Below are 14009 nucleotides of genomic sequence, written 5' to 3'. Positions count from 1 at the left end.
TTCTCCTTAACTCTTCTTTCTGGCTGCGCGGAACCGCGCGGCATAGCCGGCGACACTCTCCTGGCGGCCGCGGGCAATCGCCAGAGCGTCGGCCTCAACGTCCTTCGTCACCACGCTGCCGGCGGCGACCATGGCGCCGTCACCGATCTTCACCGGCGCCACCAGAGCCGAATTCGAGCCGATGAAGGCGCCGGCGCCGATATCGGTGTGATACTTGCCGAAACCGTCGTAGTTGCAGGTGATCGTGCCGGCGCCGACATTGGCTTTGGCACCGACGCGGGCATCGCCGATATAGGTCAGGTGATTGACCTTGGCGCCGGCCTCGATGCGCGACTTCTTCACCTCGACGAAATTGCCGATATGCGCCTCCGGCCCGATCTCGGCGCCCGGACGCAGCCGCGCGTAAGGGCCGACCGTGGCGCCGGCCTCAATGCGCGCGCCGACGATGTGGCTGTGGCCCAGGATGGTGACATTGTCGCCGACCGTGACGCCAGAGCCGAAGATCACGAAAGGCTCGATCACCACGTCGCGGCCGAACACCGTGTCGGCCTGCAGGAATACCGTCTCGGGCGCCACCATGGTGACGCCGGCCAGCAGGGCGCGCTCGCGCAGGCGCCGCTGCATGGCGGCTTCGGCCACCGCCAGTTCGGCGCGGTTGTTGATGCCCATGACCTCGACCGGATCGGCCTCCACCACGCGGCAGGTCCAGCCGCGGGCGTTGGCATGCTCGACAATGTCGGTCAGCAGGTATTCGCCCTGGGCATTCTCGGCGCTGAGCTTTTCCAGCAGGGCTGGCAGGCGGGCGCCGTCAATGGCCATCAGTCCGGCATTGCAGAGCCGCACGGCGCGTTCCTCCGCACTGGCATTCCTGAACTCGACAATCCTCTTCAGCGCACCGTCGGCGGTGATGAGACGGCCATAGGCGGCGGGATCTTCCGGCGTGAAGCCGACGATCACGGCCGCCGGATTTCCGTCCGCCCGGCGCGCCGCCAGCAGGCGGGTCAGCAGTTCAGGCGTCAGCAGCGGCGTATCGCCGAAGATCACGATGACATCGCCGCTGAAATCCTGCAGGGCCGGCATCGCCGCCATGACGGCATGGCCGGTGCCGCGCGGCGGATCCTGGATGGCGGTAATGGCCGGAGCGGCCGCCCTGGCCACATCCTCCTGGTCACGGCCGATAACGACCACGACATGCTCGGGCCCGAGTGCGGCAGCGGCATTCAGTACATGGCGCAGCATCGGCAGCCCGGCCACAGGATGCAGCACCTTGGGCAGCCGCGACTTCATGCGCGTGCCCTGCCCCGCGGCCAATACGACGACAGCTACACCTGGTTTCGTCATGCTCCGGTTCCGTGTATGAAGGCGCGAATCACCCCTCGCGCGGCGGAGAGTGTCATTCCCGCGGGCGGGAACGGAAGTAAAAAGGTTTTTCCATCTGTTTCAGGGTCTTACCAATTGTAACCATGATCCGTAAAGCCATACTCTTCGATCTCGACGGCACGCTGGTGGACACCGCACCGGATCTGGCCGCAGCCACCGACTACGCGCTCCAGCGGGCCGGCCGGCCGGCCGTCGGCCTTGACGCCATCCGGCAGATGGTGGGCGACGGCGCCCGGGTCATGGTCGAGCGCGGTTTCGAGACCACCGGCGGCCAGCCCCCGGCCGAGGTGTTCGAGGCCGCCATGGCCGACTTCTTTGCCTGCTATGAAGCCAATCTGGCCGACAGGAGCCGCCCCTTTCCCGGCGTGACGACCTGCCTCGCCGAACTGGCCGAGCGCGGCTATCTGTTGGCGGTCTGCACCAACAAGTACGAGCATTTCAGCCGCTCGCTGCTGGATCAGCTCGGCCTGAGCGGCTTCTTTGCCGCAATCGTCGGCGGCGACAGCCTGCCCGTGCGCAAACCCGATCCGGGCCATCTGCGCGGCACTCTCGAGAAAATCGGCCAGCCGGTAGAGTGGGCCGCCATGGTGGGCGATTCAGCCAATGACATCGACGCCGCAAAGGCAGCCGGTCTGCCCAGCGTCGCCGTCAGTTTCGGCTATACGCGCATTCCGGCCCATCAGCTGGGAGCGGACCGGCTGATCGATCACTTCGCCGAACTGCCGGGTGCACTCGAGGCACTGGGCGGCTGAACGGTGATCACACGGGCGGGCGGCAGATGAACGCTGATCCGGGTTCCCTCACCGGACACGCTCTGGATGCCCAGCCAACCCTCATGCAGCCGCACCAGCCGGTCGCTCAGCGGCAGGCCGAGGCCGGTACCTGACTGGCTGCGGGTCAGCGCATTCTGGATCTGGCCGAAAGGCTGCAGCGCGATCTTGACCTGCGCCGGCGTCATGCCGATGCCGGTGTCCCGCACCACATAGGCAAAGCCGCCGCCCTCGGTCAGCTCAGTCGACAGCACGACCGTTCCCTGCGGGGTGAACTTGACCGCGTTGCTCGTCAGGTTGATCAGCACCTGCAGCAGCGCGCGGCGGTCGGCATGAAGCCGGATCGGCTGCTCGGGCAGCAGGATCTCCAGCCGCGTGTCCTGCTCCTCGATCCGTTCACGGGCCAGCCGGCCGGCCACCAGCATGATCTCGTCGGCGTCGAAATCCTCCTCCACCAGCTCGAACTTGCCGGCCTCCACCTTCGAGAGGTCGAGGATATCGCCGATGATCGCCAGCAGATGCTCGCCGCTGGCATGGATGTCCTCGGCATACTCGCGGTAACGCGGCACGGTCACCGGCCCGAGCATCTCGTTCTTGATGATCGACGAGAAGCCGATGATGGCGTTCAGCGGCGTGCGCAGCTCATGACTCATATTGGCAAGGAATTCCGATTTCGCCCGGTTCGCCTCTTCGGCGGCACGCTTCGCCGCCAGCGCACCGAGTTCCGCGCGTTCCTTCAGCTCCAGGACGCGGCGCTGCCGGAACAGCAGCAGCACCATGACCAGAAGCAGCGCCGCCGTGAAGGCGGTGAGCATGCCGACACCGTCGGCAAAGCGGTCGAGCCGGCGCTCCTGGGTGCGCAGCATGTCGCGCGTTGTGGCCCGCGACTCCTCCAGAAGCGCCGACAGTCGCACCTCCGCGTCGCGCGCCCGCTGCAGCATCAGATGCTGCACGGCCGCCGAGTCCGGCGCCTGGCCGGGAACGCCCTGCTCGAACCAGAGCGTGATGTCCTGCAGCGCGGGGTTGGCCACCGCATGCATGCTGGCGGCGCCGATCATGTTGTCGAGATTGTAATTGGCCCGCAGGGCGTCGGCCCGGTCGCGCGCGCGGCTGATCTGCATTGCCACCCGATCACGACTGTCCGCCCCCGGATCAAGGCGCCGCAACTCGATCGCCCATGCCAGATTCGAGATCTCGCGCACCACCTGTTCCGCATCGCGCTCCTGCTCGATCAGCGTCAGGGGCAGATTGCGCGCAACGGACGTCAGCGTGTTCTGCAGATAGGCGGCAACACCGACCGCCGCGACAGCAATAAGAACAACCGCGATGGTGATATGGCGCCGGTCGAACCGCACGGGCATCAGTCGATCCGCAGGCCGGATTTGGCATAAAAGGCGCGCGCGCCGTCATGGAGCGGAACGCTGCGCCCGCTGAGCGCGGAATCCAGGCGGATGTCGGCGCCGCGCAGATGGCCGCCGCGCAGAATGGCAAGGCCGCGTTCGCTCCACATCTGTTCCAGCAGCGCCGTTACGACTGCGTCCGGCAGATCGGCGCGCACCAGAAGGTGCGCACCCACCATGACCGAGGGGATGGCGGGCGACCCGTCATAGGCTTCCGCCGGAATCGTGCCCGGCGTCAGAAACGGGTTGGTTCTGACAAGCTGCTCCACGCGATCGCGTCCGATGGCAAGCAATGCGCCATACCCGCTGGCCAGGGACTCGCTCACCGCCTTTGTCGGCCAGCCGGCGACGATGAAGAAGGCATCGAGGCTGCCGGCAGCAATGCGGGCCTGGGCAAGATCAGGCTTGATATAGACGGGCCGCGTATCGGCCTCCCGCAAACCGTGCACCTGCAGCAGGTTGCGGACATGGATCAGGGTCCCCGAACCGGGTTCGTCCAGCGCGACCGGGCGGCCGCGGAGATCGGCCAGCGACTCCACTCCGGCGTCACGACGGACGACGATCTGCATGGCTTCTGAATACAGATGCGCCGCAAACCGGAGCCGCCGGTGGCGCGGCTGAGCGGTGAAAATCTCGCTCCCCTCATAGGCCCAGTGGGCGACATCGGCCTGGACCAGCGCCATCTCGATTTCGCCCGCCTGCAGCGCGGCCACATTGGCCACCGAGCCGTTGGAGATCTGGGCGACGGCGACCAGGCCGGGCACACCGCAGCGCTCCTCCGCGCAGTCCGGTCCGCGCTGTATGTCGCTGATTGCCCGGGCGATCAGGCTGCCGACGGGAAAATACGTGCCGCTCTGGCCGCCGGTGCCGATGCGCAGGTACCGCATCTCCTGGGATTGTGCAACGCCGGCCACGGACACCAGCAGTCCGGCCAGCAGCAGGCAGAGGCCAGGCCGCCCCGCCCGCTTTCCGCTGCCTTGCGCCATTGCGCTACTCGGCGTCCGGCTGGCGATCGGGGGCGGCCCTGGCGAAGGCGTCGAGCTTGGCGCATTCGGCGTCGATGCGCACCACGGTCGGACAGGCGGACAGGTCGCACTTGAAGCGGCGGGCATTCGCCACCTGCGGGACCAGGCAGATATCGGCTAGGGTTGGTGTGTCGCCATGGCAGAACCGCCCGGTGGCCGGGCTGCCGGTCAGCAGCTTTTCCACCGCCTGCAGGCCGGTCTCGACCCAGTGACGGTACCACTGGTCCTTCTTTTCCTCGGAAATCCCGAGGTCGCGGGTCAGGTAACGCAGCACGCGAAGGTTGTTGAGAGGATGGATATCGCATGCGATCGCCAGCGCCAGCGCGCGCACTCGGGCCCGTTCCGCCGCATCTCCGGGCAGCAGCGCCGGTTCCGGGTGGGTTTCTTCGAGATACTCGATAATCGCCAGCGACTGGGTGAATACATGGTCCCCCTCGACCAGGGCCGGCACCAGCTGCTGCGGATTCAGCCGTGCGAAATCATCGCCCAGCTGGTCGTTCTTCTGCAGATGGATGAAGCGATGGTCGTAGGCCAGCCCCTTGAGGTTCAGCGCGATCCGGACCCGATAGGCGGCTGAAGATCGAAAATACCCGTACAGCAGCATGAGACTCCTCCCCTCGTCGGATTTTAGCTGCAAACGTGGGAGCTTACAAAGGCTCCATGCGACCTTAGACCAATGAAAGGGTTGCTCCCGCAGGGTACCGGGCTCTATTGTCGGCGCGCCTTTCGGACCCCATCTGTTGCCGGGTCTATAAGGTGCGTACAGGGGTCAGGCATGCAGTTGACGATAAACGGCGAAACCCGCGAAGTGACGGGCGCGAACACGGTGGCAGAGCTCCTTGCGGCTCTGGAGCTGGATGCGCGCAAAATCGCCATCGAGCTCAACCGCGAGATCGTGCCGCGCTCCGCCTATCCGGGCACCAGGCTGTCCAGCGGCGACCAGATCGAGATCGTGCATTTCATCGGCGGCGGCAATGCTCCGCTGGACCCGGCCGCGGACGACTATTTCGAGGTAGCGGGCCGGCGCTTTCGCTCGCGCCTGCTGGTCGGTACCGGCAAGTACAAGGATTTCGAGCAGACCCGGCTCGCGATCGAGGCGTCGGGCGCCGAGATCGTCACCGTCGCGGTGCGGCGTGTCAACGTCACCGATCCCAAGCAGCCGATGCTGGTCGATTACGTCGACCCCAAGCGCTACACCTATCTGCCGAACACCGCCGGCTGCTATACCGCCGAGGATGCCGTGCGCACCCTGCGCCTCGCCCGCGAGGCGGGCGGCTGGAAGCTGGTCAAGCTGGAAGTGCTCGGCGACCAGAAGACACTCTATCCCGATATGGAGCAGACCCTCGCAGCAACGAAGCTGCTGGTCAGGGAAGGCTTCGACGTGATGGTCTACTGTGCCGACGATCCGATCGCGGCGAAGAAGCTGGAAGACCTCGGTGCCTGCGCGATCATGCCGCTGGCGGCGCCGATCGGGTCCGGGCTCGGCATCCAGAATCCCGTGAATATCCGCATTATCATCGAGAATGCGAAGGTTCCCGTACTGGTGGATGCCGGCGTCGGCACCGCGTCGGACGCGGCCATCGCCATGGAACTGGGCTGTGACGGCGTGCTGATGAATACCGCCATTGCCGAAGCCAAGGACCCGATCCGCATGGCGCGCGCCATGAAGCTGGCTATCGAGGCAGGCCGTCTGGCCTATCTCGCCGGCCGCATGCCCAAGCGGCGCTACGCGGATCCTTCGTCACCTCTCGCCGGCCTGATCTGATCGCATCGTAAACTGGACCTGTCCGTGGACATCGATATCTACCGCCTGATCGAAGACTACCGGGACTGGTTCTACGTCATCACCTTTATCTGGACTTTTCTGGAAGGTGAAACTTTCGTCATCTTCGCGGGCGCCGCCGCGAGCCAGAACCTGCTGAACCAGTACTGGCTGGTCGCCGCCGCCTGGCTGGGCAGCTTCGCGGGCGACCAGCTCTATTTCTGGATCGGGCGCCGATACGGGCACCGGCTGATGAAGCGGTTCCCCAAGCTGCAGGGCGGTGTCAACGTCGCCCTCGACATGCTGCACAAATACCATGTCGGCTTCATCCTCAGTTTCCGCTTCATCTATGGCGTGCGGAATTTCTCGTCCTTCGCGATGGGGATGAGCATGATCGGCTGGCCGCGTTTCGCCGCCCTCAACTTCATCGCCGCCGGCGTCTGGGCCAACTGCTTCGCCTGGGCGGGCTATCTGCTCGGCGTCGCCTTCGAGGCGGTACTCGGCGATATCGCCAAGGATTTCGGCCTCATCATGCTGGGCATCTTCGTCACGGTGGGCGTGACCCTCTTCATCGTCCATCGCCGCGGCAAGGCGCGTTTCGAGGCCCAGATCGCCGCCCAGCAGAAGCCGGTCAACCCGCCGGCTTCCGAATGAGGGGCTAAGGCCTCTCCCCTCCGTATCCGTCCATCTTCGCGTTCAGCTTGTCGATGATGCGGTCGAGCTGGGCGTATTCCTCGGGCGTCAGCGCCGTCAGCAGGTCTCGCTCGAAGCCCAGCGCCAGCGGCGCGATCTCGGCATAGACCTCCTGCCCCCGCGGCGACAGATCGAGCCGCGACTTGCGCCGGTCCTCCGCGTCACGGACCCGCGCCAGCAAGCCCTTGCGTTCCAGCGCCGCCACGGCACGGCTGACCGTCACCTTGTCCATGGCCGATCGTTCGGCCACCTCGTTGGCGGTCAGCCCGGGATGGCGCCCGAGATTGGCGATGACCCGCCATTCCGGAATGCCGATTCCGAAACGGGTTGCGTAATGCCGCGACAGCGCACCGCTGATCCGGTTGGTCACGATGGACAGCCGATAGGGCAGAAACCGTTCCAGAATCAGCGGTCCGCTCGACATGAATCCCCCCTTCTCCCGCCGCGGGCACTCCCGCCTTGATTTAGTTTCAATTGTAACTAATATCGTTGCCAATCGCAAATTCAAATCCGGGAGGACCGCATGGCCGACCTGTTCGACAACCCGATGGGCACCGACGGTTTCGAGTTCATCGAATATGCCGCACCCGAACCCGCCAAGCTGGCAGCCCTGTTCGAGCGCATGGGCTTTTCCGCCGTGGCGAAGCACCGGTCGAAGAACGTCACGCTTTATCGCCAGGGCGACATCAACTTCATCCTCAATGCCGAGCCGGAAAGCTTTGCCCAGAGCTTCGCCCGCATCCATGGTCCTTCGATCTGTGCCATGGCCTTCCGCGTCAGGGATGCCGCCCAGGCCTACAAGCGCGCCCGCGAGCTCGGCGCCTGGGGCGTCGAACCCCATGTCGGGCCGATGGAACTCGCCATCCCCGCCATCAAGGGCATCGGCGACAGCCTGATCTATCTGGTCGACCGCTACGGATCGCGCGGCACCATCTATGATGTCGACTTCGTGCCGATCGAGGGCGCCGAGCGCAATCCGAAAGGCGTCGGCCTGACCTATGTCGACCACCTGACACACAACGTGCATCGTGGCCGCATGGCGGAATGGGCCGAGTTCTACGAGCGGCTCTTCAATTTCCGCGAGATCAAGTATTTTGACATCGAGGGCAAGCTGACCGGGCTGAAATCCAAGGCGATGACCAGTCCGTGCGGCAAGATCCGCATCCCGATCAACGAAAGCTCCGACGACAAGTCGCAGATCGCCGAATACCTGCAGGCCTACCGCGGCGAGGGCATCCAGCATGTGGCGCTGGGCACGGACGACATCTACAGCACGGTCGGCGCCCTGCGCAGCCGCGACGTGCCCTTCCAGTCGACGCTGGACACCTATTACGACCAGGTGCCCGAGCGCGTGCCCGGCCATAACGAGGACCTGGCGCGGCTGAAGGAGCTGCAGATCCTGATCGACGGCGCTCCGACCCGGAATCAGGGCCTGCTGCTGCAGATATTCACCGAGAACGTGATTGGCCCGATCTTCTTCGAGATCATCCAGCGCAAGGGCAACGAAGGCTTCGGCGAAGGCAATTTCAAGGCGCTGTTCGAGAGCATCGAACTCGACCAGATCCGCCGCGGCGTGCTGAAGCCCAACGCGTAAGACATTTCGACCAGTCCAGTAAGGAGAAAACGCCATGGCCAAGACATGGATTCCGATGACCCACAGCGCGGGGGTGGCCTCGCGCCAGGCCCATGTCGCCCTGCCCGAAGGCACCTATGAGCGCGAGATGGGCAAGGAAGGCTTCTTCGGCCCGGCGGCGCATCTCTATCACCGCAACCCGCCGACCGGATGGATCGACTGGGAAGGTCCCCTGAAGCCGCGCGCCTTTGACACGGCGAAATTCGCCGACGCGGCCGATTGCCCCTGGAAGGCGAAGCTGCTGCTCGGCAACGCCCATGTGAAATACCGCCACCTGCTGCTGACCGCGGCGATGGACCATCTGGTGCGCAACGGCGACGGCGACGAGCTGCTTTTCGTCCATGCCGGCGAAGGCGAACTGTTCTGCGACTTCGGGCATTTCTCCTACTCCGAGGGCGACTACATCATGCTGCCGCGCGGCACGATGTGGCGGCTGGAGCCCGCCTCGCCCACCAAGCTGCTGCTGATCGAGGCGACCAACGACAGCTACCGCCTGCCCGACAAGGGCCTGCTCGGTCCGCATGCGATCTTTGACCCGGCCGTGCTGCGGATTCCGGAGCTCGACGATGCCTTCAAGGCGCAGCAGCAGAAAGGCCCGGCCAGCGGAGGCAAGGCCTGGCGCGTGGTGATCAAGCGGCGCGACCAGCTCTCCACGGTCACCTATCCGTATAATCCGCTGGACGTGGTCGGCTGGAAGGGCGACCTCACCGCGGTCAAGCTGAACTGGCGCGACATCCGGCCGCTGATGAGCCATCGCTATCACCTGCCGCCCAGCGCGCACACCACCTTCCTGGCGTCGCGCTTCGTCGTCTGCACCTTCGTGCCGCGCCCGATCGAGAGCGATCCGGAGGCGCTCAAGGTGCCGTTCTTCCACAACAACGACGATTACGACGAGGTGATCTTCTATCACCAGGGCCAGTTCTTCAGCCGTGACAACATCCATCCCGGCATGATCACGCTGCATCCCTGCGGTTTCCCCCATGGCCCGCACCCCAAGGCCTTTGCCACGGGTGCGAAGGCAGCCCGCAAGGAGACCGACGAGGTGGCCGTGATGCTCGACACCCGCGATGCGCTGGACGTCGCGCCGGCGGCGGAGAGCGTCGAGTTCAAGGGCTATGTCGGCACCTGGAATCCGGAAGGCTTCAAGCAGGCGGCGGAATAAGGCCGCCGGTAACCATTCTCATCATCCCCGCGGCGGCGGGCGTCCGGTTGCATGACCCGGGCGCATGCTTCCGCGGGGGCGACGATTCAGGACTATCGCGAAGGAGAACACTTTCATGAAACTCGCCTCGCTGCGCCATGGGCGCGACGGACGTCTCTGCGTGGTCAGCCGCGACCTGAGCCGCATGCTGCCGGTCGACCAGCTCTGCCCCACAATGCAGATGGCGCTGGACTCATGGGCCACGATGGAGCCGCGGCTGAAAGCCGTGTCGGATGCGCTGAACAAGGGCGAGGTGTCGGATGCCGTCGCCTTCGATCCGGACAAGCTGGCCGCGCCGCTGCCGCGCGCCTACCAGTGGTGCGACGGCTCGGCCTATCTCAACCATGTCGAACTGGTCCGCAAGGCGCGCGGCGCGCAGATGCCGCCGGAATTCCTGCATGACCCGCTGATGTACCAGGGCGGCTCGGACGACTTCATCGGGCCGACCGAAGACATCCTCGTGGCCGACGAGGCCTACGGCATCGATTTCGAGGGCGAGGTCTCGGCAATCACCGACGACGTGCCGATGGGCGTGTCTTCGGCCGACGCGGCGAAGCACATCAAGCTGCTGATGCTGGTGAACGACGTCTCGCTGCGCAACCTGATCCCGGGCGAACTGGCCAAGGGTTTCGGTTTCTTCCACGGCAAGCCCTCCACCGCCTTCTCTCCGGTTGCCGTGACTCCGGACGAACTGGGCGATGCCTGGAAGGACAGCAAGGTCTGCCGTCCGCTGGTCTCGCACCTGAACGGGAAGAAGTTCGGCGAGCCGGATGCCGGCGCCGACATGCAGTTCAGTCTCGCCGACCTGATCGCCCATGCCGCCAAGACGCGGCGGCTGCGCGCCGGCGCCATCGTCGGCAGCGGTACGGTGTCGAACAAGGACGCCTCGAAGGGCTTCTCCTGCCTCGCCGAGATCCGCATGATCGAGACGATCAACGACGGCAAGCCGAAGACGCCGTTCATGAAATTCGGCGACCGCATCCGCATCGAGATGTTCGACGCGGCGGGCAAGTCGATCTTCGGCGCCATCGACCAGAAGGTGGTGAAGTATTCGGGGGCGTAGCCCTTTTTACTGTCATGGCCGGGCCTGTCCCGGCCATGACGATTCAGGATGAGGCAATCCCCAGCGCGCGATCCGACACGAAGGGATTGTTCGCCCGCTCCTGCCCGAAGGTGGAAAGCGGGCCATGGCCGGGCACGAAGGTGATGTCGTCGCCGAGCGGGAAAAGCTTCTCGCGGATCGAGCGGATCAGGTCGGCATGGTTGCCGCGCGGAAAATCCGTCCGGCCGATCGAACCCTGGAACAGCACGTCGCCGACCAGCGCGACCCGCGACGGCTGGTGCACGAAGACGACATGCCCCGGCGTATGCCCCGGGCAATGCACGACATCCAGCTTCAGATTGCCGAGTTCGACGACATCCCCGTCCTTCAGCCAGCGGTTCGGCGTGAAGCTGCGGCAGGCCGGAAAACCGTACTGCCGCGCCGCCTGCGGCATGCCGTCAATCCAGAACTTGTCGTCCTCATGCGGCCCTTCAATGGGCAGTTTCAGCTGCTCGGCAATGTCCATCACCGCACCGGCATGATCGAGATGGCCATGGGTGACCAGCAGCTTTTCGAGAGTCACGCCGCGGCGCTTCGCGGCATCCAGCAGCCGCTCCGCTTCGCCGCCGGCATCGACCAGCGCGCCGCGCATGGTTTCGGGGCACCAGATCAGCGAGCAATTCTGCTGGAAGGGCGTGACCGGGTTGATTTCGGCGTGCAGGCGGGGCTGGGGCGCATTCATGCCCTACCGGATAGCCGGAGGCTGCCGCCGTTGCAATCGTCCTAGATACGGCTGTCCAGGAACTGGCCGAAGCCGCTACGCGGGGCCTGCAGGCCGGACGCCGGCTGGCTCTCGTCCGCTCCGGGCCGCGCCAACCCGGCGATGCCGGTTTTCCGCCCGTCATCGGCGCCGATGACGAAGCGGTTGCGCCGCTCGTCATCCTCTTCCTGCTCTGCCGGCGTCACCAGCGCGCGGATGTTCGGCACCGGCGGCGGCGGTTCGCTCAGCTTGTACAGCGGCCGCAGGCTTTCCTGCACGGACTGATAGATCGTCACGATCCGCTCGGCGACCTCCAGCCGCGGCGTCATCGTTTCGTCCTGCAGGAAGGTGACGGTCTTTTCGCCCGGCGTCGCCGGCACGGCCGGTTCGCCGGGGATCCGCACCGTCTGTGTGCTGGTGGTGATGCTGGCATACCGGTCGATGATGCCCTGGAGGCTGCCGGCGGTGTCGTCGCGCAGCGTGTCGTCGGCGGTCCCGGTGATATCTTCCAGCCTGCGCACCGCCTGCAGGGTCTGCTGCATGCGCTCGATGGCCGTAAGATCGAGCGCGCCGATCTTCAGTTCGTCGAGAGCCTCATCGAGAATGTCCGCGATGCGGCCGGCATAGGGATCGCCGCCGCTCCCGCCCGGAGCACTGCCGATGCGGTCGAGGAAACGCTCCAGCGCGACGCCGGCGCCACTCTCCCCCTCGAGCTTGCGCCGCAACCGGTCGATGGCCGAGTCCACGGCCTGCAGCGAATCGTTGTTCGGATTGCCGTCATGCAGGCGCGGATGCACGAGCTGCCGGATCACGTCCTCCAGCGCATTCCCTGCCTGGTGACTGGTGCCGCCGGAGAATTCGAGCAGGCCAAAACCGATGCCGAAGAACAGCGACGGATCCTGGAAGAAATCGTGCCAGTCATAACCGTCCCCCAGCACGCTGAACTCGATGCGGCGGATGATGCCCTCCAGCGCGTCCCGGGCCTGGCTCCCGAGTACATTCCCGAATTGCTCCAGCGCCCCGGAAAGCTGCGGGATGAAGCGCGACGGCGGGGCCGAGCCCTGGCTGCGCAGGCCATCAATCAGGGTCTGCAGTTCGTCCAGCGCGCGGCTGTCGAGCCTGCCCTGGCGGTGGGTAATCGTGTTGAAGCTGTCGGGCGTACCCGGACGACCGGGCGAGCCGCCGGTTGCCTCGATCACCATGCGCTGCCGCAGTTCGGCCTCGAGGACAACCCGTTCCTCCCGGGTGGCGATGCGACGCGTTGCGGCCAGCTGCGCGGAATTCTGCAGCGCCGTGAATACGTCGTTACTCACCCGCGGCCGATCGAAGCGCAGAATCGCCGACACCCGCTGCTCGCCCCCTTGCTGGGGCGCTCTCAACGGGATCGGCGGCAACGGATTCTTCCGATTGCCTGTCTGGTCCGCCGCGGAAGTTCCTGTCAGAGAGGCAAGCGCTGCTCGCCCAATGACTGCGTCAACCATGCGTTGTTCATAACAGAGTAACCAAAACAGGGAAATACCACTTTTTAAAAAGATTTAGCTAGTTTTCAGCCTTCAGGCCTACGGTTAGCAAAACTCTTCCTGCGTGTAAAAACAGCCGGCGCGGCAGCCTGGAAGGCACTTGCCGGTGTTTCACGTGAAACATTCCACGAACATCATGCCTGTCTGCGGACATGGCCATCCGACACCAGCCGCGCAGTCGTGGCCTACTGCGTTGAGGTGTTTCACGTGAAACATTCCGCGAACCTGGCGCGGGGCGGTACCGAAGCCACCATGTGATCAACGGGTTGCCCGGCGCTGGGCGATGGTGTACGGCAAGCGCTCCGGGTCCAGGGGAGCATTCGCAGCATGGCCAGTCAGCGGAAACAGCCGAAGCCGGGCAAGCCGAAGGGCAAGGCCCGGACGGTGTACGTCCTGAATGGTCCCAACCTGAACATGCTCGGCCTGCGCCAGCCGGAAATCTATGGCCGGGAGACCCTCGCCGATGTCGAGGCGCTCTGCCGCGCGGCGGGCGACCGGCTGGGCCTGGACATCGACTTCCGCCAGAGCAACATCGAGGGCGAACTGGTCGGCTGGATCCACGAGGCGCGGACCGCGGCCGTCGGGATCGTCATCAATGCCGGCGCCTACACCCATACCTCCGTCGCCCTGCTGGATGCGCTCAATGCCGCCGAGAAACCGGTCGTGGAGGTTCACCTGTCGAATGTCTACCGCCGCGAAAGTTTCCGCCACCATTCCTATATTTCCCAGGCGGCCAGGGGCGTGATCTGCGGTTTCGGCCCCAAGGGCTATGTTCTGGCGCTCGAGGCGCTGGCGGAGATCGTCTGACCTTTCGCCCATTCAC

14 protein-coding genes and 1 pseudogene are annotated in these 14009 nt (G+C 65.2%); 8 read left to right on the top strand and 7 right to left on the bottom strand.

Going from position 1 to position 14009, the window contains the following annotated elements:
* Nucleotides 1–6 precede the first annotated feature (6 nt).
* Nucleotides 7–1341, bottom strand: coding sequence for a bifunctional UDP-N-acetylglucosamine diphosphorylase/glucosamine-1-phosphate N-acetyltransferase GlmU (gene glmU, locus VKZ87_RS17385; RefSeq protein ID WP_324222538.1), 1335 nt, complete (start codon nucleotides 1339–1341; stop codon nucleotides 7–9).
* A 122-nt stretch (nucleotides 1342–1463) separates the two neighbouring features.
* Here glmU and gph point away from each other — a divergent pair, with 122 nt between their 5' ends.
* Nucleotides 1464–2132 carry a phosphoglycolate phosphatase gene (gene gph / locus VKZ87_RS17380; protein ID WP_324222537.1) on the top strand — a complete coding sequence of 223 codons (669 nt, stop codon included), beginning with the start codon at nucleotides 1464–1466 and terminating at the stop codon, nucleotides 2130–2132.
* Here the strand turns inward: gph and VKZ87_RS17375 are convergent.
* From VKZ87_RS17375 to maiA, 3 genes are read right to left on the bottom strand one after another with little or no spacing between them, the layout of a single operon-like run.
* Nucleotides 2087–3511, bottom strand: coding sequence for a sensor histidine kinase (locus VKZ87_RS17375; RefSeq protein ID WP_324222536.1), 1425 nt, complete (start codon nucleotides 3509–3511; stop codon nucleotides 2087–2089). The genes gph and VKZ87_RS17375 overlap by 46 nt on opposite strands.
* Complete coding sequence (locus tag VKZ87_RS17370; protein WP_324222535.1) at nucleotides 3511–4536, bottom strand: TAXI family TRAP transporter solute-binding subunit; 1026 nt, start codon at nucleotides 4534–4536, stop codon at nucleotides 3511–3513. The genes VKZ87_RS17375 and VKZ87_RS17370 overlap by 1 nt, the downstream gene beginning before the upstream one ends.
* A 4-nt stretch (nucleotides 4537–4540) precedes the next feature.
* Entirely contained in the window at nucleotides 4541–5179 is a 639-nt protein-coding gene (maiA, locus tag VKZ87_RS17365) for a maleylacetoacetate isomerase (RefSeq protein WP_324222534.1), read from the bottom strand.
* Between the two features lie 72 nt (nucleotides 5180–5251).
* Here maiA and thiS point away from each other — a divergent pair.
* From thiS to VKZ87_RS17355, 3 genes and pseudogenes are all read left to right on the top strand, one after another.
* Nucleotides 5252–5536, top strand: a pseudogene (gene thiS / locus VKZ87_RS18505) (sulfur carrier protein ThiS); the annotation flags it as partial.
* Between the two features lie 21 nt (nucleotides 5537–5557).
* On the top strand, nucleotides 5558–6340 hold the full coding sequence (locus VKZ87_RS17360) for a bifunctional sulfur carrier protein/thiazole synthase protein (RefSeq protein ID WP_414655661.1): 783 nt from the start codon (nucleotides 5558–5560) through the stop codon (nucleotides 6338–6340).
* Between the two features lie 24 nt (nucleotides 6341–6364).
* Nucleotides 6365–6991, top strand: a complete 627-nt coding sequence (locus VKZ87_RS17355; protein WP_324222532.1) for a DedA family protein — start codon at nucleotides 6365–6367, stop codon at nucleotides 6989–6991.
* A 4-nt stretch (nucleotides 6992–6995) separates the two neighbouring features.
* Here the strand turns inward: VKZ87_RS17355 and VKZ87_RS17350 are convergent, their stop codons facing one another.
* Nucleotides 6996–7454 carry a MarR family winged helix-turn-helix transcriptional regulator gene (locus VKZ87_RS17350; protein WP_324222531.1) on the bottom strand — a complete coding sequence of 153 codons (459 nt, stop codon included), beginning with the start codon at nucleotides 7452–7454 and terminating at the stop codon, nucleotides 6996–6998.
* A 99-nt stretch (nucleotides 7455–7553) separates the two neighbouring features.
* Between VKZ87_RS17350 and hppD the strand changes: the two genes are divergently transcribed.
* The 3 genes from hppD (at nucleotide 7554) to VKZ87_RS17335 (ending at nucleotide 10927) form a co-directional block, all read left to right on the top strand.
* On the top strand, nucleotides 7554–8624 hold the full coding sequence (hppD, locus tag VKZ87_RS17345; protein ID WP_324222530.1) for a 4-hydroxyphenylpyruvate dioxygenase: 1071 nt from the start codon (nucleotides 7554–7556) through the stop codon (nucleotides 8622–8624).
* 34 nt (nucleotides 8625–8658) lie between these two features.
* Nucleotides 8659–9825 (top strand): homogentisate 1,2-dioxygenase, encoded by a 1167-nt coding sequence (locus tag VKZ87_RS17340; RefSeq protein ID WP_324222529.1) that lies wholly within the window; start codon nucleotides 8659–8661, stop codon nucleotides 9823–9825.
* A gap of 115 nt (nucleotides 9826–9940) precedes the next feature.
* Nucleotides 9941–10927: a fumarylacetoacetate hydrolase family protein gene (locus tag VKZ87_RS17335; RefSeq protein WP_324222528.1), complete on the top strand. Its 987-nt coding sequence runs from the start codon at nucleotides 9941–9943 to the stop codon at nucleotides 10925–10927.
* Nucleotides 10928–10970: 43 nt separating this feature from the next.
* Here VKZ87_RS17335 and VKZ87_RS17330 read toward each other — a convergent pair whose 3' ends face one another.
* On the bottom strand, nucleotides 10971–11648 hold the full coding sequence (locus tag VKZ87_RS17330; protein WP_324222527.1) for an MBL fold metallo-hydrolase: 678 nt from the start codon (nucleotides 11646–11648) through the stop codon (nucleotides 10971–10973).
* 41 nt (nucleotides 11649–11689) lie between these two features.
* Nucleotides 11690–12979, bottom strand: a complete 1290-nt coding sequence (locus tag VKZ87_RS17325; protein ID WP_324222526.1) for a hypothetical protein — start codon at nucleotides 12977–12979, stop codon at nucleotides 11690–11692.
* A gap of 534 nt (nucleotides 12980–13513) precedes the next feature.
* Here VKZ87_RS17325 and aroQ point away from each other — a divergent pair.
* A complete protein-coding gene (gene aroQ / locus VKZ87_RS17320; protein ID WP_324222525.1) occupies nucleotides 13514–13993 on the top strand; it encodes a type II 3-dehydroquinate dehydratase in 480 nt (159 codons plus the stop codon).
* The last annotated feature ends 16 nt before the right edge of the window (nucleotides 13994–14009 follow it).

The organism is Ferrovibrio sp. (assembly GCF_035304305.1).
Classification (GTDB): domain Bacteria; phylum Pseudomonadota; class Alphaproteobacteria; order Ferrovibrionales; family Ferrovibrionaceae; genus Ferrovibrio.
This window is presented reverse-complemented; position numbering and strand designations above follow the sequence as displayed.

Excerpts from the sequence above, each read along its gene's own strand:
- glmU (WP_324222538.1), bottom strand. The coding sequence starts at position 1,341 with ATGACGAAACCAGGTGTAGCTGTCGTCGTATTGGCCGCGGGGCAGGGC.
- gph (WP_324222537.1), top strand. The coding sequence starts at position 1,464 with ATGATCCGTAAAGCCATACTCTTCGATCTCGACGGCACGCTGGTGGAC.
- VKZ87_RS17375 (WP_324222536.1), bottom strand. The coding sequence starts at position 3,511 with ATGCCCGTGCGGTTCGACCGGCGCCATATCACCATCGCGGTTGTTCTT.
- VKZ87_RS17370 (WP_324222535.1), bottom strand. The coding sequence starts at position 4,536 with ATGGCGCAAGGCAGCGGAAAGCGGGCGGGGCGGCCTGGCCTCTGCCTG.
- maiA (WP_324222534.1), bottom strand. The coding sequence starts at position 5,179 with ATGCTGCTGTACGGGTATTTTCGATCTTCAGCCGCCTATCGGGTCCGG.
- VKZ87_RS17350 (WP_324222531.1), bottom strand. The coding sequence starts at position 7,454 with ATGTCGAGCGGACCGCTGATTCTGGAACGGTTTCTGCCCTATCGGCTG.
- hppD (WP_324222530.1), top strand. The coding sequence starts at position 7,554 with ATGGCCGACCTGTTCGACAACCCGATGGGCACCGACGGTTTCGAGTTC.
- VKZ87_RS17340 (WP_324222529.1), top strand. The coding sequence starts at position 8,659 with ATGGCCAAGACATGGATTCCGATGACCCACAGCGCGGGGGTGGCCTCG.
- VKZ87_RS17335 (WP_324222528.1), top strand. The coding sequence starts at position 9,941 with ATGAAACTCGCCTCGCTGCGCCATGGGCGCGACGGACGTCTCTGCGTG.
- VKZ87_RS17330 (WP_324222527.1), bottom strand. The coding sequence starts at position 11,648 with ATGAATGCGCCCCAGCCCCGCCTGCACGCCGAAATCAACCCGGTCACG.
- aroQ (WP_324222525.1), top strand. The coding sequence starts at position 13,514 with ATGGCCAGTCAGCGGAAACAGCCGAAGCCGGGCAAGCCGAAGGGCAAG.